This window comes from Xenorhabdus bovienii SS-2004, assembly GCF_000027225.1.
GTDB classification, from domain to species: Bacteria; Pseudomonadota; Gammaproteobacteria; order Enterobacterales; family Enterobacteriaceae; genus Xenorhabdus; species Xenorhabdus bovienii_C.
In genome coordinates, this window is the sequence record NC_013892.1 from 759,100 (window position 1) to 785,774 (window position 26,675).

At 54.0% G+C, this 26,675-nt stretch carries 2 protein-coding genes and 1 pseudogene; 1 reads left to right on the forward strand and 2 read right to left on the reverse strand.

The features are described 5' to 3' along the window. Window positions 1-9 precede the first annotated feature (9 nt). Window positions 10-222 (forward strand): annotated as a pseudogene (locus tag XBJ1_RS03310) (transposase); the annotation flags it as partial. Here XBJ1_RS03310 and XBJ1_RS20505 read toward each other — a convergent pair. Both XBJ1_RS20505 and XBJ1_RS03320 read right to left on the reverse strand, forming a co-directional pair. After that, entirely contained in the window at window positions 219-12,041 is an 11,823-nt protein-coding gene (locus tag XBJ1_RS20505) for a non-ribosomal peptide synthetase (RefSeq protein ID WP_012987348.1), read from the reverse strand. The pseudogene XBJ1_RS03310 and the gene XBJ1_RS20505 sit on opposite strands and share 4 nt — an antisense overlap. A gap of 4 nt (window positions 12,042-12,045) precedes the next feature. After that, complete coding sequence (locus XBJ1_RS03320; protein WP_012987349.1) at window positions 12,046-26,106, reverse strand: non-ribosomal peptide synthetase; 14,061 nt, start codon at window positions 26,104-26,106, stop codon at window positions 12,046-12,048. Between the last annotated feature and the right edge of the window lie 569 nt (window positions 26,107-26,675).

Below are 26,675 nucleotides of genomic sequence, written 5' to 3' on the forward strand. Positions count from 1 at the left end.
TAGTTGACGCTTACGCCTTACAGCCCTAATCTCAACCCGATTGAGCGATTATGGAAGTATGTGAATGAGCAGGTACGAAACAATGTCTATTTTCCGGATACCAAAACATTCCGTGAAACGCTGCGCCACTTTTTTCATGTCACATTGCCAGAAAAAGCGAAAGAACTCACCACTCGGTTGACTGATAACTTCCAGATTTTAAAACCCGCATCTTCAAGTTAATTGCGTATATTTTCCTCAATTGATAACTTGTCGATTATTTCCGCACTAATAATGGAAGTCGATTCAAGAATATCGGCGTGAGAACGGTCATTAATTAATTTAATCACTAATGGATTCACCATCCATGCCGAAATATTATTATCCGGCATTTTTGCTATTAATTGATTTACCGTTAATCCGATATCTCCTTTATACTCTGTATTCATTTGACCTGCTTTAAATAAAGTAATATTTGTATGCATTAATTTTCCACCCAAATTACAATTAACCATTTGGTGTTCAAAAGGCATTGCACTCAGTACTTTATTGATATAAGCATTATCAGCACCTATTTTCTGCAATTTTATTTCAGCCTCATTAAGTGCATATGACATATCTAATTGATTTTTAATTTCAGTTAATTGTGTCGTATTAATTATTGTATCTAATAAGAACAACTGAATATCTTTTGCACCGATCTGTTCTAATTGAAATGCAATTTCCATAGCTAATTGCCCTCCTAATGACCATCCTAAAATTTTAATAGGTTTATCAATAGAAGTTTCCGTCAAAATTAATTCCAAATAGATTCGGGCTATCTTCTGTAGTGACTCTATATGATTATCCGTAAAAAGATTATAATTATCGATACCTATACAGTTATAAACATCAGACAATGCTTTTGCTAAATCATCATATACCTCACTACCACAACCAGCCGCATGGATCATAAATAACTTATTCGTTGCTATTGATTCTGGGGTTAATAAATTAAGTAAATTATATTTTAAACTCCCTGTTTCCAGCCATTCTGTTAATAACGAAATACATTTGTGACTAAACAGAATGCTCAAAGGAATATCAATTTCTGTTTCACGGAGAATAGCCGCTTTCAGCTTAATGGCCATCAGGGAGTTACCGCCGATCCGGAAGAAGTTATCCTCAATGCCGACCCGCTCCAGCCCCAGAACATCCTGCCAGACAGCACACAGCCGGGTTTCCAGCGCATTGCGCGGCGCCACATAACCGTCCCGGCTCACCCACACCGGTGCCGGTAATGCCCGGCGATCCAGCTTGCCATTCAGGGTCAGGGGCACCGACTCAATCCGGGTAAAACTGGCCGGTACCATGTAGTCCGGCAGGCGGGCAGACATGTACCCTATCAGTAGCTCATCCGACAGTATCCCCTCCGTGATCAGGTACGCCGCCAGCGCTTTATTTCCCTCATGCTCGCGGTCAATCACCACCGCCTGTTTCACCTGCGGATGCGCGGCCAGCACGCTTTCAACTTCTCCCAGCTCAATGCGGTAGCCGCGGATCTTGACCTGAAAATCATTGCGCCCCCGATATTCCAGATTGCCGTCCGCCCGCCAGCGCACCAGATCGCCGGTTTTATACAGGCGGGTGTAGCCCCGCGCCTGATCTTCCGCCGTGGCAAACGGGTTCGCCACAAAATACTCTGCCGTCAGTTCCGGCCGGTTCCAGTACCCGCGGGCCACTCCCGCGCCCCCGATATAAAGCTCACCCGGCGCCCCGACGGGGGACAGGTTGCCCCCACCTTCACGTACATACAGGCGGGTGTTATCAATCGCCCGGCCGATCGGCACATTGCCATTAAATTCACCGGCAGTATCAAAATAGGTGACTTCAATCGCCGCTTCCGTTGGTCCGTAAAGGTTAATTAAGGCACTGGCACCCGGATTAATCGTCTTAAACGCCCTGACCTGTGATCCGGTCAGCGCCTCCCCGCTACAGAAAACATAACGGACAGTGGCCGCCAACCGCTGATTTAAGGCCTGTAACGACTGGCAGAAAGCACTGAGCATTGGCGGGATAAAGTGAACCACCGTTACCCCGGTTTCCTGCATCAGTTTATGCAGGGTTTCCGGCTGTCTGTGGCTGTCAGGCGGGGCAATCACAATACGGGCACCGACCCAGTTAGCCGCCAGCAACTCCCACACCGAGACGTCAAAGGTATAGGGGGTTTTTTGCAGCACGTTATCCGCCGCCTTTAAGGCATATTGGGATTGCATCCAGCACAGGCGGTTCATGACGCTTTGGTGCGTCAGCATGACCCCTTTGGGCTGGCCGGTTGTCCCTGAGGTGTAGATGATGTACGCCAGATCCGTGGCTCCGTTTACCGGCACCGGATTGTCCATTGGCCGGCCGGCGGTCACCGACGGATCATCCGCCGCAATCAGTGATAACACCGGCGTGTATTCCCCCAGTGCCGTCAGGTGCCGCTGTTGGGTCACCACGCACGGGGCTGCGGTATCGGTCAGAATAAATTGGGTTCGCTCCGGCGGATATTCCGGGGACACCGGCACATAGGCACCCCCGGCTTTCAGTACCGCCAGAATACTGATGATCATCTCCAGACTGCGATCGAGGTACAGCGCCACCGGCGTGTCTGCCGGCATCGGCACATTACGCTGCTGCTGATAACGTTCGCGGATCACGGCGGCCAGCTGGTTTGCCCGTTCATTGACCTGCCGGTAAGTCAGCGTCGCGCCGGCAAACACCAGTGCCACGTTATCCGGGGTGGCGACCACCTGAGCCTCGAATTGCTGCTGCAACGTCCGGCTCTGCGGATATGGCACGTCAGTCTGGTTCCAGCGGTGCAGCAGGGTATGGCGCTCCTGTGCGGATAACACGTCAAGCCCGGCCAGCGATTGCGTCTGATCGGCGACAAACGCCGTCAATACCCGCTGATAGATATCCGCCATCCGCGCTATTGAGGACTCGTCAAACAGACTGACCGCGTAATTTATACCACCGGCAATATTGGCCGGCTCCTCGGCCATAAACAGGCTCAGGTCAAACTTGGCCGGGCTGGATAGCACCCCGTCCAGTTTCACCGGGCTGAACGGCAGGCTTGCCCTGCTTTGCCCGCCCTCAGCCAAATTCTGTACCCCGAACATAACCTGAAAAATGGGGTGGCGGGCGGTGTCGCGCTCAATCTCCAGCGCATCAACCAGCTGCTCAAACGGCATGTCCTGATGCGCCTTGGCCTGAGTAATCACTGCGTGGGTCTGTTTGATCAGCGTTTCCACGCTGCCGGCGGGCTCCAGTTGCGCCCTCAGGACCAGTGAGTTAACAAACATCCCAATCAGCGGCTGGGTTTGCGCATGGTGCCGGTTGTCGGTCGGGGTTCCCAGCACGATGTCGTGCTGGCCGGACAGTTTCGCCAGCGTGACATAAAATGCACTGAGCAAAACGGTATACAGGGTGGTTTCCTGCGTTTTCGCCAGCGCCCTCAGTTGCTCTGAAAGCCCGCTTCCCAGCGCGAAATTGAAATCCTGCCCCTGATAATCCACCTGTGCCGGCCGGCTTCTGTCCGTCGGCAAAGACAGCGGCTCATAACCGGCCAGAGCCTGCTGCCAGTAAGCCAGCTGGCGTTCCCCCACCTCCCCCTGTAAATAGTCACGCTGCCAGCGGGCATAATCCCCGTAGGTGATCTCCAGTGGCGGCAGCAGGCTGTCACCGCCTTCCCGCAGGGCAGCGTAAATTGCCGCCAGTTCATCCATAAAAACATCGATAGACCAGCCATCAATGGCAATATGGTGCCACAGGAGCAATAGATAATGATGTTCGTCCATCCGGTAGTGACACAGGCGCAGCCCCGGCTCGGCCGTCAGATCGAACGGGGTGGTCAGCTCCGTGCGCACCGCTTGCAGCAGTGCGTCAAACGCCTCACAAGACTGTGACCGGAGAACCAGATTACCTTCCAGTACCTGCTGGTAGGCCTGCCCCGCCTCGTCGGTGCGGTAGACCGTCTTCATCACCGGATGGCGCTCAACCACCTGATGAATAGCGGTTTCCAGCAGGGATAAGCCGTCCCCATCATGGAGCTGTACCAGATAAGGGATATGATAGGCATGGGTTCCCTGCTCAAACTGTTCAATAAACCGCATCCGCTCCTGAGCAAATGACAGCGGGTAGCGCGCCAGCTCGACGTGGGGGATCACCGTGCAGGCCTGCTGTCCCATCTGGGCGGCCAGCCCGGCAACGGTTTTCAACTCAAACACCTGCGCCAGAGGAATCTCCACTGCCAAAGCACGGCGAATAGCGGCTGTCAGCTTAATCGCGATCAGGGAGTTTCCCCCGATACGAAAGAAATTATCCTTAATGCCGACCCGCTCCAGTCCCAATACATCCTGCCAGATGGCACACAGCCGGGTCTCCAGCACATCGCGCGGTGCCACGTAACCGTCCCGGCTCACCCACACCGGCGCCGGCAGTGCCGGGCGATCCAGCTTGCCGTTCAGGGTCAGGGGTACCGTCTCAATCCGGGTAAAGCTGGCCGGCACCATGTAGTCCGGCAGGCGGGCGGACAGATGCTCCATCAGAACTTCATCCGACAGCTCCCCGTCCGTGACCACATACGCCACCAGCGCTTTGTGGCCTTCATGCTCGCGGTCAATCACCACCGCCTGTTTCACCTGCGGGTGCGAAGCCAGTGCGCTTTCAATTTCCCCCAGTTCAATCCGGTAGCCACGGATCTTGACCTGAAAATCATTGCGCCCCCGATATTCCAGATTGCCGTCCGGCCGCCAGCGTACCCAGTCACCGGTTTTATACAGGCGGGTGTAACCCCGCACCTGATCTTCCGCCGTGGCAAACGGGTTCACCACAAAACGCTCAGCGGTCAACGCTGGCTGGTTCCAGTATCCGCGAGCCAGCCCCGCGCCCCCGATATACAGTTCCCCCGGCGCACCGATCGGGGACAGGTTACCTTCACTATCAAGGACATACAGACGGGTGTTATCAATTCCCTTACCGATCGCCCGATCCCCGTCCCGTAACAAGTGCTGGGTGGCGCACACAGTGATTTCGGTGGGGCCGTACTGGTTAAACAGCGTGACGGCCGGCGGTAAACTCAGTGCATTCAGCGCTTCGCCGCCGGTATGGATGACCTGCAAGGTTGAACGGGATAATTCGTCAGCAAAATGGTTCATCAAGGCGGTGGGAATAAATGCCTTGCTAATTTCGTGCGTATTGATAAACGACAGCAATTGGTCACTGTCCGCCGTCACGGCCGCCGGCGCGATAAAAATCGCCGAGCCGGCCATCAGCGCCGGGAAGAGTTCAAACACCGATGCATCAAACACGTAATTGGAAAAGAATAACGCCTTTACCGTTTCCCCCAGTAAATGCGTTCGGGCAATAAACCGGGATAAATTAATTACACTGGCGTGTTCAACCATCACCCCCTTCGGCTGGCCGGTCGTTCCCGAGGTATAGATGATGTATGCCAGATCCGCAGAGGTATTCACCGGCACCGGATTATCCACTGACTGGCCTCTGGTCACGGACGGATCATCCGCCACAATCAGTGACAGCGCGGGGCTGTATTCCCCCAGATCTGTCAGATGCCGCTGCTGGGTCACCACGCACCGGGCTGCGGTGTCGGCCAGAATAAATTGGATCCGCTCTGACGGGTAGGCCGGTGAGATCGGCACATAAGCACCGCCGGCTTTCAGCACCGCCAGCATACTGATAACCATTTCCGGACTGCGATCCAGATACAGCGCTATCGGCGTATCTGCCGGCATCGGCGCATGGCACTGCTGCTGATAGCGTTCACGGATCACAAAAGCCAATTGGTTCGCCTGTTCATTGACCTGCCGGTAGGTCAGCGCTGCTCCCTCAAACACCAGCGCCACGTTATCCGGTGTGGCGGCCGCACGCGCTTCGAACTGCTGTTGCAGGGTGTGGCTTTGCGGGTACGGTACGTCGGTCTGGTTCCAGCGGTGCAGCAGGGTATGGCGCTCGTCGTCACTGAGGAACTCCACTAATCGGTGCGGCTGGTGCGGATCGCGGGTGACGGTATGCAGGATGCGCTCAAGCTGGCACAGTAAGCGCCGCGCCTGTTCACCCGCCAACCAGTCTTCGCCATAACTCAATTTCACGGTCAGGCTGTCACCCTGTTCATAGGCCATCAGTAACACCGGGTAATCCACTTTTTCGATGGCCTGACGGAATGCCAGTTTGTTTTCAATCCCTGTCCCGTCCCCGCTCATCACCGGTGTCGGGTAGTTTTCAAAAACCAGCAGGCTGTGGAATAAACGTGCCCCGTCGGGCTGCAAACTGGCGAGTGACACCGCGCTGTGACTGTTGAGTGCCGCGATATCGTTCTGGATTGCGTGTAAAACGGCCAGCACACTGCCGGCAGGTTCCCACTGCACGGTCAACGGCAGGGTATTGATATACAGCCCGACGCTGGATTCAATCCCGTCTACCGGCACATCTCGCCCGGACACCACGGTGCCGACAAGGGTCTGCTCATCCCCACAGTAACTGTGCAGTAATTTATGCCAGGCAAATTGCAGCACCACATTCAGCGTTATCCCCTGCTCCCGGCACATTGTCTTGAGCTGGTCATAGGCATCTCCCTCTACCGTCAGTCTCTGCTTAGCCGGTTTTTCAACCGTTTTTATCTGTGTCAGGTCAATCCCGTGACTTAACAACGCAGAAAGATCATTCGCCCCCTGAAACCGGGTTTTGCGTTCAGCCCAATACGCCTCAGAGATATCCTTGTGGTTCAGATGATATTGCTGAGTCGTCAGATAGGCCGTGTCCACCTCTTCCGGGGGGCGCCGTCCCTGTACCAGCGCATTGTAATACTCATGCACGGTCTGCAATAAAATCGGATTACTCCAGCCGTCGGCAATACAGTGATGCTGAGTGATCAGTACCGTCACCTGCTGTGCCTGCTGCCTGATTAAGGTGAAGCGGATTAACCCGGGCTGGCTTAAGTCAAAAGGCAGGGTTCGGTCATTTTGCTGGAGTGCTTCAATCACCCGGTCCCACTCTTCTGCCGGTAATGAACGGATATCTTTGATCGTGAAATTGGCCGGCCCGATACTGGCACCCGCCGTCACAATCTGCAACACCTCTCCTTCCCAGTCAAAGGCCGTCCTGAGGACAGGGAAACGCAGTGAAGCCAGTGTCCAGGCCTGCTGGTAAGCCGCAAAATCCAGCCTGTCGTGATAATCCAGCAGCAACTGCACCCGGTAGGCATCATCCTGCGGCTGAGCCAGATGATGATAAACAAAACCCTGCTGCAAACTGGTGGCAGGAAATATCGCTTCAACCTGATATCTCTGCTGAAAACGGCTTAACCGCTCGACTGAAACGCCTTGAATGCCATAATCACTGGAGGTTTTTATTCCCCCCAAGCGGGCCTGTTTTTGGCCGGCCGTGATAACCGTGGTGAGAGCCTGCTCAAATGCCGTGATAAATACCTGAGTCTGGGTCTGTGGCAAACGCGATAACACATTGAATTGCAGGCTACCTGCCTGAACCGCGCCATTGATATCCAGCAACAAGGGGCTGGGGTTATTGCTGGCCACCACGGCACCACAATCATCGTCAGTCAGTGACCAGTCCTGATGACGGCTCTGCCCTGCGTCTCCCCCCAGCTGGCCGAGATAGTTGAAACTTATCGCCGGCAACTCACCGGCTAAATCCCCGGCCTGATGCAAGGCTCCGTACCCTATCCCTTTATTCGGTACCGCCCTGAGCATCTCTTTGGTGTGAATAATGGTTTCCGTCACTTCCGGCTGCATTTCCAGACGCACGGGATACACCGTGGTAAACCACCCAACAGTTTCTGAAACATCGAGCGTGTTATCGATGGGTTCCCGGCCATGTCCTTCCAGAATGATGTGATTTACCGGGCGTGAAAAACTGGCCGACAAGGCCAGAGTGAGCGCACTCAGGAGTAAGTCGTTTATCTCCGTGTGATAACCGGAATTGGCCTCCCGTAACAGGGTATCAGTCAGTCCGGCAGAGAGTGCCAGCCGGTGCTGACTGGCTTCACCGGCTGCCGGTTCCGTCTCTTTGCCGGCCATCACCCGCTGCCAGTAAGGTATTTCCTGTTGATGAAGCGCCGCATAGTGATGCACCGCAGCCACCCACTGGCGGTAGCTGCTGGTCTTCGGTGGCAGGGTTGCACCTTGCAGTAATAAACGCATATCTTCCGCAATAATACGCCAGGACACCGCGTCAATAATCAGGTGGTGAAAGGCGAAGAATAACCGGGCGCTGCCGTCAGCGTATCCGGTCAGATGACCGGCCTGCCATAAAGACCCGGCAGCATAATCAAACCCGCCCTGCCACTGCGTTAACTGTTGATGTAATGCCGCCTTCTCCAGCTCGCTGATCTCAGCGCGGTGTAATGCGGGCAGCCCGGATGGCATCTCAGCCTGATAACATTGGCGGTAACCGTCTTGCGTACAGACAAAGCGGGTGCGCAGCATATCGTGCCGCCCGGCCAGCCGGTTCAGGGCCTGCTCAATATCAGCGTGCCGGATTTCTCCGGGAAGCTGCATCATAAATGCCTGATTCCAATGGTGCGGACACGGCAAGTTCCGGTCGAAGAACGCCTGCTGGATCGGCAATAAGCCAAACTCCCCGCTTAATAATCCCGGCTCGGCAATGATTCCGGCCGTCGCGGATACCTGGGTCAGCAACTTCGCCAGCCGTGCCACCGTCGGGGCATCAAAAATCGATTTGACCTGTAACGAAAATCCCGCCTGCCGGAGCTTAGACACCAGCCGGATACTGACAATCGAATCTCCCCCGATACGGAAGAAGTTATCCTCAATGCCGACCTGCTCCAGTCCCAATACATCCTGCCAGACGGCACACAGCCGGGTTTCCAGCGCATCGCGCGGTGCCACGTAACCGTCCCGGCTCACCCACACCGGCGCCGGCAACGCCCGGCGATCCAGCTTGCCGTTCAGGGTCAGGGGTATCGTCTCAATCCGGGTAAAGCTGGCCGGCACCATGTAGTCCGGCAGGCGGGCGGACAGATGTTCCATCAGGGTGTCATCCGACGGCTCCCCGTCCGTGACCAGATACGCGGCCAGCACTTTATGGCTTTCATGCTCGTGGTCAATCACCACCGCCTGTTTCACCTGCGGGTGCGAAGCCAGTGCGCTTTCGATTTCCCCCAGCTCGATACGGTAGCCACGGATCTTGACCTGAAAATCATTGCGCCCCCGATATTCCAGATTACCGTCCGGCCGCCAGCGTACCCAGTCACCGGTTTTATACAGGCGGGTGTAACCCCGCGCCTGATCTTCCGCCGTGGCAAACGGGTTCACCACAAAACGCTCGGCGGTCAACGCTGGCCGGTTCCAGTATCCGCGAGCCAGCCCCGCGCCCCCGATATACAGTTCCCCCGGCGCACCGATCGGGGACAGGTTACCCTCACTATCAAGGACATACAGACGGGTGTTATCAATTCCCTTACCGATCGCCCGATCCCCGTCCCGTAACAAGTGCTGGGTGGCACACACAGTGATTTCGGTGGGGCCGTACTGGTTAAACAGCGTGACGTCCGGCGGTAAACTCAGCGCATTCAACTCCTCGCCACCGGTATGGATGACCTGCAAGGTTGAACGGGATAATTCGTCGGCAAAATGATTCATCAAGGCGGTGGGAATAAATGCCTTGCTAATTTCGTGCGTATTGATAAACGACAGCAATTGGTCACTGTCCGCCGTCACGGCCGCCGGCGCGATAAAAATCGCCGAGCCGGCCATCAGCGCCGGGAAGAGTTCAAACACCGATGCATCAAACACGTAATTGGAAAAGAATAACGCCTTTACCGTTTCCCCCAGTAAATGCGTTCGGGCAATAAACCGGGATAAATTAATTACACTGGCGTGTTCAACCATCACCCCCTTCGGCTGGCCGGTCGTTCCCGAGGTATAGATGATGTATGCCAGATCCGCAGAGGTATTCACCGGCACCGGATTATCCACTGACTGGCCTCTGGTCACGGACGGATCATCCGCCACAATCAGTGACAGCGCGGGGCTGTATTCCCCCAGATCTGTCAGATGCCGCTGCTGAGTCACCACGCACCGGGCTGCGGTGTCGGTCAGAATAAATTGGGTTCGCTCCGGCGGGTAGGCCGGTGAGACTGGCACATAAGCACCGCCGGCTTTCAGCACCGCCAGCATACTGATAACCATTTCCAGACTGCGATCCAGATACAGCGCTATCGGCATGTCTGCCGGCATCGGCGCATGGCACTGCTGCTGATAGCGTTCACGGATCACAAAAGCCAATTGGTTCGCCTGTTCATTGACCTGCCGGTAGGTCAGCGCTGCTCCCTCAAACACCAGCGCCACGTTATCCGGTGTGGCGGCCGCACGCGCTTCGAACTGCTGTTGCAGGGTGTGGCTTTGCGGGTACGGTACGTCGGTCTGGTTCCAGCGGTGCAGCAGGGTATGGCGCTCGTCGTCACTGAGGAACTTCACTAACCGGTGCGGCTGGTGCGGATCGCGGGTGACGGTATGCAGGATGCGCTCAAGCTGGCACAGTAAGCGCCGCACCTGTTCACCCGCCAGCCAGTCTTCGCCATAACTCAATTTCATGGTCAGGCTGTCACCCTGTTCATAGGCCATCAGTAACACCGGGTAATCCACTTTTTCGATGGCCTGACGGAATGCCAGTTTGTTTTCAATCCCTGTCCCGTCCCCGCTCATCACCGGTGCCGGGTAGTTTTCAAAAACCAGCAGGCTGTGGAATAAACGTGCCCCGTCGGGCTGCAAACTGGCGAGTGACACCGCGCTGTGACTGTTGAGTGCCGCGATATCGTTCTGGATTGCGTGTAAAACGGCCAGCACACTGCCGGCAGGTTCCCACTGCACGGTCAATGGCAGGGTGTTGATATACAGCCCGACGCTGGATTCAATCCCGTCTACCGGCACATCTCGCCCGGACACCACGGTGCCGACAAGGGTCTGCTCATCCCCACAGTAACTGTGCAGTAATTTATGCCAGGCAAATTGCAGCACCACATTCAGCGTTATCCCCTGCTCCCGGCACATTGTCTTGAGCTGGTTATAGGCGTTTCCCTCTACCGTCAGTCTCTGCTCCGCCGGTTTTTCAACCGTTTTTATCTGTGTCAGGTCAATCCCGTGGCTTAACAGCGCAGAAAGATCATTCGCCCCCTGAAACCGGGCTTTACGCTCCACCCAATACGCCTCAGAGGCCTCCTTGTGATCCAGATGATACTGTTGCGTTGCCAGATAAGCCGTATCCACCCCTTCCGGGGGTCGCCGTCCCTGTACCAGTGCATTGTAATATTCATGCACGGTCTGCAATAAAATCGGGGTACTCCAGCCGTCGGCAATACAGTGATGCTGAGTGATCAGTACCGTCACCCGTTGTGCCTGCTGCCTGATTAAGGTGAAGCGGATTAACCCGGGCTGGCTTAAATCAAAAGGCTGGGTCCGGTCATTTTGCTGGAGTGCTTCAATCGCCCGATCCCACTCTTCTGCCGGTAATGAACGGATATCTTTGATCGTGAAATTGGCCGGCCCGATACTGGCACCCGCCGTCACAATCTGCAACACCTCTCCTTCCCAGTCAAAGGCCGTCCTGAGGACAGGGAAACGCAGTGAAGCCAGTGTCCAGGCCTGCTGGTAAGCCGCAAAATCCAGCCTGTCGTGATAATCCAGCAGCAACTGCACCCGATAGGCATCATCCTGCGGCTGAGCCAGATGATGGTAAACAAAACCCTGCTGCAAACTGGTGGCAGGAAATATCGCTTCAATTTTATTTCCAGGATATTGGCTGGGATCAACAAAATTTATATCAAAATTAGACTGATCTTTATTAAAAATAAAACCTTGAAAATCCTCTTCAGAAAAAATACCTCTTTCATTTAAGAAATCTATTACGCTTTGCTTTTTCTCTTTTACTTTATCAATTAATTGAACAGGGGGTGTTTCTCCTGTAAACGCCAGTTTTAACTTATTTTCACAGACCCATACTGACATGCGGTTTTTATTTAGTTCTTTCAGTAATATCAACATATTGTTACACATCCAAAATTGTTTTCTTTTCCAAATGGATAGACACATTTTCGTTATTCACATGATCAAGACGATGAGTCAGTTGATTTAACTGCTCGATTGAAACGCCTTGAATGCCATAATCACTGGGGGTTTTTACTCCCCCCAAGTGGGCCTGTTTTTGGCCGGCTGTGATAACCGTGGTGAGAGCCTGCTCGAGTGCCGTGATAAATACCTGAGTCTGGGTCTGTGACAAACGGGAGCTCACACTGAATTGCAGGCTGCCTGACTGAATTGCCCCATTGATATCCAGCAACAAAGGACTGGAGTTATCGCTGGCTATCATCGCCCCACAATCATCGTCAGTCAGTGACCAGTCCTGATGACGGCTCTGCCCTGCGTCTCCCCCCAGCTGGCCGAGATAGTTAAAACTTATCGCCGGCAACTCACCGGCTAAATCCCCGGCCTGATGCAAGGCTCCGTACCCTATCCCTTTATTCGGTACCGCCCTGAGCATCTCTTTGGTGTGAATAATGGTTTCCGTCACTTCCGGCTGCATTTCCAGACGCACGGGATACACCGTGGTAAACCACCCTACAGTTTCTGAAACATCCAGCGTGTTATCGATGGGTTCCCGGCCATGCCCTTCCAGAATGATGTGATTTACCGGGCGTGAAAAACTGGCCGACAAGGCCAGAGTGAGCGCACTCAGGAGTAAGTCGTTTATCTCCGTGTGATAACCGGAATTGGCCTCCCGTAACAGGGTATCAGTCAGTCCGGCAGAGAGTGCCAGCCGGTGCTGGCTGGCTTCGCCGGCTGCCGGCTCCGTCTCTTTGCCGGCCATCACCCGCTGCCAGTAAGGTATTTCCTGTTGATGAAGCGCCGCATAGTGATGCACCGCAGCCACCCACTGGCGGTAGCTGCTGGTCTTCGGTGGCAGGGTTGCACCCTGCAGTAATAAACGCATATCTTCCGCAATAATACGCCAGGACACCGCGTCAATAATCAGGTGGTGAAAGGCGAAGAATAACCGGGCGCTGCCGTCAGCGTATCCGGTCAGATGACCGGCCTGCCATAAAGATCCGGCAGCATAATCAAACCCGCCCTGCCACTGCGTCAGCTGTTGATGTAATGCCGCTTTCTCCAGCACGCTGACATCAACGTGGTGTAATGCGGGCAGCCCGGATGGCATCTCAGCCTGATAACATTGGCGGTAACCGTCTTGTGTACAGACAAAACGGGTGCGCAGCATATCGTGCCGCCCGGCCAGCCGGTTCAGCGCCTGCTCAATATCAGCGTGCCGGATTTCGCCGGGAAGCTGCATCATAAATGCCTGATTCCAATGGTGCGGACACGGCAAGTTCCGGTCGAAGAACGCCTGCTGGATCGGCAATAAGCCAAACTCCCCGCTTAATAATCCCGGCTCGGCAATGATTCCGGCCGTCGCGGATACCTGGGTCAGCAACTTCGCCAACCGTGCCACCGTCGGGGCATCAAAAATCGATTTGACCTGTAACGAAAATCCCGCACGCCGGAGCTTAGACACCAGCCGGATACTGACAATCGAATCCCCCCCGATACGGAAGAAGTTATCCTCAATGCCGACCTGCTCCAGTCCCAATACATCCTGCCAGACGGCACACAGCCGGGTTTCCAGCGCATCGCGCGGTGCCACGTAACCATCCCGGCTCACCCACACCGGCGTCGGCAGTGCCGGGCGATCCAGCTTGCCGTTCAGGGTCAGGGGTACCGTCTCAATCCGGGTAAAGCTGGCCGGTACCATATAGTCCGGCAGGCGGGCGGACAGATGCTCCATCAGAACTTCATCCGACAGCACCCCATCCGTGACCACATACGCCGCCAGCGCTTTGTGGCCTTCATGTTCGTGGTCAATCACCACCGCCTGTTTCACCTGCGGATGCGCGGCCAGTGCGCTTTCGATTTCCCCCAGCTCGATACGGTAACCACGGATCTTGACCTGAAAATCATTGCGCCCCCGATATTCCAGATTGCCGTCCGGCCGCCAGCGTACCCAGTCACCGGTTTTATACAGGCGGGTGTAACCCCGCACCTGATCTTCCGCCGTGGCAAACGGGTTCACCACAAAACGCTCGGCGGTCAACGCTGGCCGGTTCCAGTATCCGCGAGCCAGCCCCGCGCCCCCGATATACAGTTCCCCCGGCGCACCGATCGGGGACAGGTTACCCTCACTATCAAGGACATACAGACGGGTGTTATCAATTCCTTTGCCGATTGCCCGATCCCCGTCCCGTAACAAGTGCTGGGTGGCACACACAGTGATTTCGGTGGGGCCGTACTGGTTAAACAGCGTGACGTCCGGCGGTAAACTCAGCGCATTCAGCGCTTCGCCGCCGGTATGGATGACCTGCAAGGTTGAACGGGATAATTCGTCGGCAAAATGGTTCATCAAGGCGGTGGGAATAAATGCCTTGCTAATTTCGTGCGTATTGATAAACGACAGCAATTGGTCACTGTCCGCCATCACGGCCGCCGGTGCGATAAAAATCGCCGAGCCGGCCATCAGCGCCGGAAAGAGTTCAAACACCGATGCATCAAACACGTAATTGGAAAAGAATAACGCCTTTACCGTTTCCCCCAGTAAATGCGTTCGGGCAATAAACCGGGATAAATTAATTACACTGGCGTGTTCAACCATCACCCCCTTCGGCTGGCCGGTCGTTCCCGAGGTATAGATGATGTATGCCAGATCCGCAGAGGTATTCACCGGCACCGGATTATCCACTGGCTGGCCTCTGGTCACGGACGGATCATCCGCCGCAATCAGTGACAGCGCGGGGCTGTATTCCCCCAGATCTGTCAGATGCCGCTGCTGGGTCACCACGCACGGGGCTGCGGTGTCGGTCAGAATAAATTGGGTTCGCTCCGGCGGGTAGGCCGGCGAGATCGGCACATAAGCACCACCGGCTTTCAGCACCGCCAGCATACTGATAACCATTTCCGGACTGCGATCCAGATACAGCGCTATCGGCGTGTCTGCCGGCATCGGCGCATGGCGCTGCTGCTGATAGCGTTCGCGGATCACAACTGCCAGCTGGTTCGCCTGTTCATTGACCTGCCGGTAGGTCAGCGCTGCTCCTTCAAACACCAGCGCCACGTTATCCGGTGTGGCGGCCGCACGCGCTTCGAACTGCTGTTGCAGGGTTTTGTCCTGCGGGTACGGCACGTCGGTCTGGTTCCAGCGGTGCAGCAGGGTATGGCGTTCCTGCGCGGATAACACGTCAAGCCCGGCCAGCGATTGCGTCTGATCGGCGACAAACGCCGTCAATACCCGCTGATAGATATCGGCCATTCGCGCTATCGTAGACTCGTCAAACAGGCTCACTGCGTAATTTATGCCACCGGCAATACTGCCTGCACCTTCTGCCATAAACAGGCTCAGGTCAAACTTGGCGGGGCTGTGCAAAGCGCCCTCCAGTATTACCGGACTAAACGGCAGACCTGCCCTGTTTGGCTGATCCTCGCCAAGACTCTGCAACCCAAACATAATCTGGAAAATAGGGTGACGGGAGGTATCGCGCTCAATTGCCAGCGCATCAACCAACTGCTCAAACGGCATGTCCTGATGCGCCTTGGCCTGAGCAATCACTGCGTGGGTCTGTGTAATCAGCGTTTCCACGCTGCCGGCTGGCTCCAGTTGCGCCCTCAGGACCAGTGAGTTAACAAACATCCCAATCAATGGCTGGGTTTGCGCATGGTGCCGGTTGTCGGTCGGGGTTCCCAGCACAATATCGTTCTGTCCGGTCAGTTTGGCCAGCGTGACATAAAACGCACTGAGCAGTACGGTATACAGGGTGGTTTCCTGCGTTTTTGCCAGCGCCCTTAACTGATGCGAAAGTTCGCTCTCCAGCGCGAAATTGAAATCCTGCCCCTGATAATCCACCTGTGTCGGCCGGCTTCTGTCCGTCGGCAAAGACAGCGGCTCATAACCGGCCAGAGTCTGCTGCCAGTAAGCCAGCTGACGCTCACGGATCTCACCCTGCAAATAGTCACGCTGCCATCTGGCATAGTCCCCATAGGTGATATCCAAAGCCGGTAGTTGGCTGTCGCGGGATGCCAGCAGAGCAGGGTAAATCTCCGCCAGTTCATCCATAAAAATATTAATGGACCAGCCATCAATGGCAATATGGTGCCACATCATCAATAAGTAATGATGTTCAGCCACCCGATAGTGACACAGGCGCAGGCTCGGTTCGGTCGTCAGATCGAACGGGGTGGCCAGTTCAGCACGTACCGTTTGCAGAAGCGCGTCAAACGCCTCACAAGACTGTGACCGGAAAATCAGGCTGCCCTCAAGCACCTGCTGGTAGGTATTCCCCTCATCGTCAGTGCGGTAGACCGTCTTCATCACCGGATGGCGCTCAACCACCCGATTAATGGCGGTTTCCAGCAGGAGCAGGTTCGCTTCGTCATCCAGTTGCACCAGATAAGGAACATGATAGACACTGCTCCCCTGCTCAAACTGTTCGATAAACCGCATCCGCTCCTGAGCAAGCGACAGGGGGTAGCGCGTCAGCTCGACATGGGGGATCACCGTGCAGGCCTGCTGCCCCATCTGTGAAGTCAATCCGGCAATAGTTTTCAACTCAAACACCTGTACTAATGGAATCTCCACCGCCAAAACACGGCGAATGGCGGCTGTCAGCTTAATGGCTATCAGGGAGTTGCCACCAATACGGAAGAAATTATCCTTAATGCCAACCCGCTCCAGCCCCAATACGTCCTGCCAGACGGCACACAGCCGGGTTTCCAGCGCATTGCGCGGCGCCACGTAACCGTCCCGGCTCACCCACACCGGCGCCGGCAGTGCCCGGCGATCCAGCTTGCCGTTCAGGGTCAGGGGTACCGTCTCAATCCGGGTAAAACTGGCCGGCACCATGTAGTCCGGCAGGCGGGCGGACAGATGTTCCATCAGGGTGTCATCCGACAGCACCCCGTCCGTGACCAGATACGCGGCCAGCACTTTATGGCTTTCATGCTCGTGGTCAATCACCACCGCCTGTTTCACCTGCGGGTGCGAAGCCAGTGCGCTTTCGATTTCCCCCAGCTCGATACGGTAGCCACGGATCTTGACCTGAAAATCATTGCGTCCCCGATATTCCAGATTGCCGTCCGGCCGCCAGCGTACCCAGTCACCGGTTTTATACAGGCGGGTGTAACCGCGTGCCTGATCTTCGGCCGTGGCAAACGGGTTCACCACAAAACGCTCGGCGGTCAACGCTGGCCGGTTCAAATACCCACGTGCCAGCCCCGCGCCCCCGATATACAGTTCCCCCGGCGCGCCGATCGGGGACAGGTTACCCTCACTATCAAGGACATACAGACGGGTGTTATCAATTCCCTTGCCGATTGCCCGATCCCCGTCCCGTAACAAGTGCTGGGTGGCGCACACAGTGATTTCGGTGGGGCCGTACTGGTTAAACAGCGTGACGTCCGGCGGTAAACTCAGCGCATTCAGCGCTTCGCCGCCGGTATGGATGACCTGCAAGGTTGAACGGGATAATTCGTCGGCAAAATGGTTCATCAAGGCGGTGGGAATAAATGCCTTGCTAATTTCGTGCGTATTGATAAACGACAGCAATTGGTCACTGTCCGCCGTCACGGCCGCCGGCGCGATAAAAATCGCCGAGCCGGCCATCAGCGCCGGGAAGAGTTCAAACACCGATGCATCAAACACGTAATTGGAAAAGAATAACGCCTTTACCGTTTCCCCCAGTAAATGCGTTCGGGCAATAAACCGGGATAAATTAATCACACTGGCGTGTTCAACCATCACCCCTTTCGGCTGGCCGGTCGTTCCCGAGGTATAGATGATGTATGCCAGATCCGCAGAGGTATTCACCGGCACCGGATTATCCACTGGCTGGCCTCTGGTCACGGACGGATCATCCGCCACAATCAGTGACAGCGCGGGGCTGTATTCCCCCAGATCTGTCAAATGCCGCTGCTGGGTCACCACGCACGGGGCTGCGGTGTCGGTCAGAATAAATTGGGTTCGCTCTGACGGGTAGGCCGGTGAGACTGGCACATAAGCACCGCCGGCTTTCAGCACCGCCAGCATACTGATAACCATTTCCGGACTGCGATCCAGATACAGCGCTATCGGTGTGTCTGCCGGCATCGGCGCATGGCACTGCTGCTGATAGCGTTCACGGATCACAAAAGCCAACTGGTTCGCCCGTTCATTGACCTGCCGGTAGGTCAGCGCTACTCCCTCGAATACCAGCGCCACGTTATCCGGTGTGGCGGCCGCTCGCGCCTCGAACTGCTGTTGCAGGGTGTGGCTTTGCGGGTACGGTACGTCGGTCTGGTTCCAGCGGTGCAGCAGGGTATGGCGTTCCTGTGCGGACAACACATCAATCCCGGCCAGCGATTGCGTCTGATCGGCAACAAACGCCGCCAGCACCCGTTGATAGATATCCGTCATCCGTACTATCGTAGATTCATTAAACAGGCTCACCGCGTAATTTATACCGCCGGCAATACTGGACTGCTCTTCCGACATAAACAGGCTCAGGTCAAACTTGGCGGGGCTGTGTAGAACTCTATCCAGTCTCACCGGATTAAACGGCAGACCTGCCCTGTCTGGCAGGCTCTCACCCAAATTCTGCACCCCAAACATGATCTGGAAAATAGGATGACGGGCGGTGTCGCGCTCAATTGCCAGCGCATCAACCAACTGCTCAAACGGCATGTCCTGATGCGCCTTGGCCTGAGCAATCACTGCGTGGGTCTGTTTGATCAGCGTTTCCACGCTGCCGGTTGGCTCCAGTTGCGCCCTCAAGACCAGTGAGTTGACAAACATCCCAATCAATGGCTGGGTTTGTGCATGGTGCCGGCTGTCGGTCGGCGTTCCCAGCACGATGTCGTTCTGTCCGGTCAGTTTGGCCAGCGTGACATAAAACGCACTGAGCAGAACGGTATACAGGGTGGTTTCCTGCGTTTTTGCCAGAGACCTTAACTGATGAGAAAGCGTATTCCCCAGCGCAAAATTGAAATTCCGTCCCTGATAATCCACCTGTGCCGGCCGGCTTCTGTCCGTCGGCAAAGACAGCGGCTCATAACCGGCCAGAGCTTGCTGCCAGTAGGCCAGCTGACGCTCACGGATCTCACCCTGCAAATAGTCACGCTGCCATTTGGCATAGTCCCCATAGGTAATATCCAAGGCCGGCAATTGGCTGTCGCGGGATGCCAGCAGAGCACAGTAAATCTCCGCCAGCTCATCCATAAAAATATCAATGGACCAGCCATCAATGGCAATATGGTGCCACATCATCAATAAGTAATGATGTTCGGCCACCCGATAGTGACACAGGCGCAGGCTCGGTTCGGTCGTCAGATCGAACGGGGTGGCCAGCTCCGTGCGCACCGCTTGCAGGAGCGCGTTAAACTCCTCACAAGACTGTGACCGGAAAATCAGGCTGCCCTCAAGCACCTGCTGGTAGACCTGCCCCGCATCGTCAGTGCGGTAGACCGCCTTCATCACCGGATGACGCTCGACTACCCGATTAATGGCGGTTTCCAGCAGGGGTAAACAGTCGCCATCATCCAGCTGCACCAGATAGGGGACATGATAAACACTGCTCCCCTGCTCAAACTGTTCGATAAACAGAATCCGTTCCTGCACAGGCGACAGGGGATAACGCGCCAGTTCAAGGTGAGGGATCACCGTACAGGCCTGCTGCCCCATCTGTGCGGCCAGACCGGCAACGGTTTTCAGTTCAAATACCTGTATCAGCGGGACTTCTACTGCCAGAGCATAACGAATAGCCGCCGTCAGCTTAATGGCCATCAGGGAGTTACCGCCGATCCGGAAGAAGTTATCCTCAATGCCGACCCGCTCCAGCCCCAGAACATCCTGCCAGACAGCACACAGCCGGGTTTCCAGCGCATTGCGCGGCGCCACATAACCGTCCCGGCTCACCCACACCGGTGCCGGTAACGCCCGGCGATCCAGCTTGCCATTCAGGGTCAGGGGCACCGACTCTATCCGGGTAAAACTGGCCGGTACCATGTAGTCCGGCAGGCGGGCAGACATGTACCCTATCAGTAGCTCATCCGACAGTATCCCCTCCGTGATCAGGTACGCCGCCAGCGCTTTATTTCCCTCATGCTCGCGGTCAATCACCACCGCCTGTTTCACCTGCGGATGCGCGGCCAGCACACTTTCAACTTCTCCCAGCTCAATGCGGTAGCCGCGGATCTTGACCTGAAAATCATTGCGCCCCCGATATTCCAGATTACCGTCCGCCCGCCAGCGCACCAGATCGCCGGTTTTATACAGGCGGGTGTAGCCCCGCGCCTGATCTTCCGCCGTGGCAAACGGGTTCGCCACAAAATACTCTGCCGTCAGTTCCGGCCGGTTCCAGTACCCGCGGGCCACTCCCGCGCCCCCGATGTAAAGCTCACCCGGCGCCCCGACGGGGGACAGGTTGCCCCCACCTTCACGTACATACAGGCGGGTGTTATCAATCGCCCGGCCGATCGGCACATTGCCATTAAATTCACCGGCAGTATCAAAATAGGTGACTTCAATCGCCGCTTCCGTTGGCCCGTAAAGGTTAATTAAGGCACTGGCACCCGGATTAATCGTCTTAAACGCCCTGACCTGTGATCCGGTCAGCGCCTCCCCGCTACAGAAAACATAACGGACAGTGGCCGCCAACCGCTGATTTAAGGCCTGTAACGACTGGCAGAAAGCACTGAGCATTGGCGGGATAAAGTGAACCACCGTTACCCCGGTTTCCTGCATCAGTTTATGCAGGGTTTCCGGCTGTCTGTGGCTGTCAGGCGGGGCAATCACAATACGGGCACCAACCCAGTTAGCCGCCAGCAACTCCCACACCGAGACGTCAAAGGTATAGGGGGTTTTTTGCAGCACGTTATCCGCCGCCTTTAAGGCATATTGGGATTGCATCCAGCACAGGCGGTTCATGACGCTTTGGTGCGTCAGCATGACCCCTTTGGGCTGGCCGGTTGTCCCTGAGGTGTAGATGATGTACGCCAGATCCGTGGCTCCGTTTACCGGCACCGGATTGTCCATTGGCCGGCCGGCGGTCACCGACGGATCATCCGCCGCAATCAGTGATAACACCGGCGTGTATTCCCCCAGCGCCGTCAGGTGCCGCTGTTGGGTCACCACGCACGGGGCTGCGGTATCGGTCAGAATAAATTGGGTTCGCTCCGGCGGATATTCCGGGGACACCGGCACATAGGCGCCCCCGGCTTTCAGTACCGCCAGAATACTGATGATCATCTCCAGACTGCGATCGAGGTACAGCGCCACCGGCGTGTCTGCCGGCATCGGCACATTACGCTGCTGCTGATAACGTTCGCGGATCACGGCGGCCAGCTGGTTTGCCCGTTCATTGACCTGCCGGTAAGTCAGCGTTGCGCCGGCAAACACCAGTGCCACGTTATCCGGTGTGGCAACCACCTGAGCCTCGAATTGCTGCTGCAACGTCCGGCTCTGCGGATATGGCACGTCAGTCTGGTTCCAGCGGTGCAGCAGGGTATGGCGCTCCTGCGCGGACAACACGTCAAGCCCGGCCAGCGATTGCGTCTGATCGGCGACAAACGCCGTTAATACCCGCTGATAGATATCTGCCATCCGCGCTATTGAGGACTCGTCAAACAGACTGACCGCGTAATTTATACCACCGGCAATATTGGCCGGCTCCTCGGCCATAAACAGGCTCAGGTCAAACTTGGCCGGGCTGGATAGCACCCCGTCCAGTTTCACCGGGCTGAACGGCAGGCTTGCCCTGCTTTGCCCGCCCTCAGCCAAATTCTGTACCCCGAACATAACCTGAAAAATGGGGTGGCGGGCGGTGTCGCGCTCAATCTCCAGCGCATCAACCAGCTGCTCAAACGGCATGTCCTGATGCGCCTTGGCCTGAGTAATCACTGCGTGGGTCTGTTTGATCAGCGTTTCCACGCTGCCGGCGGGCTCCAGTTGCGCCCTCAGGACCAGTGAGTTAACAAACATCCCAATCAGCGGCTGGGTTTGCGCATGGTGCCGGTTGTCGGTCGGGGTTCCCAGCACGATGTCGTGCTGGCCGGACAGTTTCGCCAGCGTGACATAAAATGCACTGAGCAGAACGGTATACAGGGTGGTTTCCTGCGTTTTCGCCAGCGCCCTCAGTTGCTCTGAAAGCCCGCTTCCCAGCGCGAAATTGAAATCCTGCCCCTGATAATCCACCTGTGCCGGCCGGCTCCGGTCCGTCGGCAAAGACAGCGGCTCATAACCGGCCAGAGCCTGCTGCCAGTAAGCCAGCTGGCGTTCCCCCACCTCCCCCTGTAAATAGTCATGCTGCCAGCGGGCATAATCCCCGTAGGTGATCTCCAGTGGCGGCAGCAGGCTGTCACCGCCTTCCCGCAGGGCAGCGTAAATTGCCGCCAGTTCATCCATAAAAACATCGATAGACCAGCCATCAATGGCAATATGGTGCCACAGGAGCAATAGATAATGATGTTCGTCCATCCGGTAGTGACACAGGCGCAGCCCCGGCTCGGCCGTCAGATCGAACGGGGTGGTCAGCTCCGTGCGCACCGCTTGCAGCAGTGCGTCAAACGCCTCACAAGACTGTGACCGGAGAACCAGATTACCTTCCAGTACCTGCTGGTAGGCCTGCCCCACCTCGTCGGTGCGGTAGACCGTCTTCATCACCGGATGGCGCTCAACCACCCGGTGAATAGCGGTTTCCAGCAGGGATAAGCCGTCCCCATCATGGAGCTGTACCAGATAAGGGATATGATAGGCATGGGTTCCCTGCTCAAACTGTTCAATAAACCGCATCCGCTCCTGAGCAAATGACAGCGGGTAGCGCGCCAGCTCGACGTGGGGGATCACCGTGCAGGCCTGCTGTCCCATCTGGGCGGCCAGCCCGGCAACGGTTTTCAAGCTAAACACCTGTGCCAGCGAGACTTCCACTGCCAAAGCACGGCGAATAGCGGCTGTCAGCTTAATCGCGATCAGGGAGTCTCCCCCGATCCGGAAAAAGTTATCCTCAATGCCGACCCGCTCCAGTCCCAATACATCCTGCCAGATAACACACAGCCGGGTTTCCAGCGCATTACGCGGTGCCACATAACCGTCCCGGTTTCCCCACATCGGCATCGGCAGTGCCCGGCGATCCAGCTTGCCGTTCAGGGTCAGGGGCACCGTCTCAATCCGGGTAAAGCTGGCTGGCACCATATAGTCCGGCAGGCGGGCGGACACGTACTCCATCAGAACTTCATCCGACAGCTCCCCGTCCGTGACCACATACGCCACCAGCGCTTTGTGGCCTTCATGCTCGCGGTCAATCACCACCGCCTGTTTCACCTGCGGGTGCGAAGCCAGTGCGCTTTCAATTTCCCCCAGCTCAATCCGGTAGCCACGGATCTTGACCTGAAAATCATTGCGCCCCCGATATTCCAGATTACCGTCCGGCCGCCAGCGTACCCAGTCACCGGTTTTATACAGGCGGGTGTAACCCCGCGCCTGATCTTCCGCCGTGGCAAACGGGTTCACCACAAAACGCTCGGCGGTCAACGCTGGCCGGTTCAAATACCCACGTGCCAGCCCCGCGCCCCCGATATACAGCTCTCCTGGGGCACCGATAGGGACGAGATGACCTGAGTCATTCAAAACATAGGCATGCATGTCATTTAACGGTCGTCCAATGCAGGATGCCGTTATAACGTCGTCTTTTATTAATTTCTGATAGGTAACATGTACCGTTGTTTCTGTTATCCCATACATATTGACAAGAGTTGGTGATTGATCCCCATAACTATCCCACCAGGGCTTCAACTGAACAGGATTAAGTTTATCTCCTCCAAAGATCACATACCGAAGACAGGGGAATTTAGCGCCAATACTCAACGAGGCATCAATAAAAGCATAAAATGCGCCTGGAGTTTGATTCAGGACGGTGACTTTTTGGTGTGAGCACAAGCGGCTAAAGCTGACAAAATCTTTCGTGCAATCGACGGTTGGAATAATTAAACGCCCACCATATATTAATGCTCCCCATAATTCCCAGACACTGAAATCAAAGGTATAGGCATGAAAAAGAACCCAAGTATCATTTTGATCAAATTGATAATCCCCTTGGGTGATAGCAAATAAACGCACAGCATTATGATGAGTCTGTAATACCCCTTTTGGCTGCCCAGTCGTTCCTGATGTGTAAATGACATATGCCAGATCAGCGGCTCCGTTCACCGGCACCGGATTATCCACTGACCGGCCGTCCGTCACCGCCTTGTCATCTGCCGCTATCAGTGCCGGCTGGTCAATCAGAACTTTTGTGCATTCACTCAGTGTCGTCAGGTGTCTCTGCTGAGTCACCACACACGGAGATTGGGTATCTTCCAAAATAAACTGAATCCGTTCCGGCGGATGTTCAGGGGGCATCGGCACATAAGCGCCCCCGGCTTTCAGTACTGCCAGAATACTGATGACCATCTCCAGACTGCGATCCAAGTACAGTGCCACCAGCGTATCTGCCGGCATCGCTTGATTGTGTCGTTGCTGATAGTGCTCGCGGATCATAAAGGCCAGTTGGTTCGCCCGCTCATTCAGCTGGCGGTAAGTCAGCGTTTCTCCTTCAAACACCAGTGCTACATTATCTGGCATGGCAGCCGCACGGGCTTCGAATTGTTGTTGCAGGGTTTGATTTTGCGGATACAGCGCATCGGTCTGGTGCCAAGTGTGCAGTAAAGTGTGACGTTCCTGTTCTAATAAAATAGGCAATTCATTAACTAATAAAGAAGGTTTTTTAATCAACGCAGCAAATAAATTTTTCAAACGTTCAAATATTTTCCCTACATCCTGATCACTAAAATACGCCTGCAAATAATTTATATTTATTTTTAGTTCCTGATCAGTGCCGCCATAATCCTTGAATCGAAAAACAATAGGATAAATATTAGCGGTTCCTTCTATATGATTATATTTATTTTGAGTTATTTCAGATGCTGACTCTGAAAATCGATCGTAGAAAATAAATAAATTAGGTAAAGGAATCCCAAAGTTATTGGCGATTCGAATAAGGTGAGAATGGGGAAATTTACAGTGGCGATAACTATTTTTGTACGATAAGTCTATTAATTTAATCTGTTCAATCACACTTAGAGAGTGCGAAACCTGGCAATGCACTGGGTAAATATTTGCATGCATTCCAATGACATGCTTATCTAATCTTCTTTTTCTTCCGTGTGTGATAGTACTAAATGTCAATTCTTGTTGCCCCGTAAGTTCTGCCATCATGATGATGACTAGACTCGAAAAGACAGCAAAAACATTAGTATTATTTTCTCTACAAAAAATACGTAAATCTGATGTCATCTCAGAAGGTAATGTTAGCGAACCAACACCACTACCCGTATTTTGATAGCAAGGCGTTAAAGGGTATATTTCATGTTCTTTTAAAAAATCACACCAGTAGTGTTTATCCGTTTCGTAATGAGAAGAATTCAGATATTTCCTTGCTTTAGTTATTGTATCTAAATATTGCGGAATTTCTAACAACCAAGCTGTTGATGTTCCATTTTTAATACATCCGTACAATTTATTAACATACTCATGGAGTCGAAATAACCCTACACCATCAATCATAATATGATGAAATATAGTGAAAAAATAATATTTTTCCTCTGTCATACGAATCAATGAAATCTGATATGGAGTTTCCTGTAAAAAATTTATAGGATTATCTATTTGCTGCTGCATCCAAAGTTGTGCTTTTTTTTCAGGATCAGGCTGCATTGCAGCATCATAAAATATAATTTCTTCAGGTACACCTTGATCTTGGATATATTGTATAGCTTCATTGTCCGAATTAACCGATATGCGTAATCGTAACATATCAATATGTTGATGTAGTAAATTCCACACTTGCTGAAAAGTTACTATATCAACATTTTCCTCTATCAATGTATACCAACCTAGGTTGTGTAATGGGTTATTTTCATAGAGTGCCTGCTCGTAAAACACATCCTCTTGAGCGGGATGAAGGTTATATAAGTTCGAGTTCAACGAGCTTTCAGATGTTCTCATAATAAATTATACGAATGCATTCCGTTCGCAAGTTACTTTTACTCTGTGACACAAACGAGTAGATTTCAGCTCTACACTTCACCTTCAGCAATTAATTTTTGGGTATTAATGTAATCCACTGTCCCACACCTAACTCTTTTACCTGTTTTTATCCCATACCATGATGTGAATTTAATGGGTTTCGGCATTATTTATCGTTGTATCACTATAGCGATTCTCGCAATCTTTCAGCATTCTCCTTTATACAAAAATAGTTAATATCTATCAGCCTTAGTGGTTAAAAGCACCCATTACTGATGTGACTTCCTTCATATATTTAGTCTAATACTCTTTCTACCTAAGTTATTACGTTCAATTTATTCATCCTTTTAATCCCAATTATTATTTATTACTCTTTATTTATTAATATAGCTCACGATAACTACAATTTCTTTTAACTGTAATATTGATTGTTATTTTGATTGAAGTCTATATTATTTTTTATTTAATATAGGTGCGTTTTTTAATTATTTTAAAATAACAAAACGAAACAATAACTATTATTTAAAAATAACACATTATAACTTAAC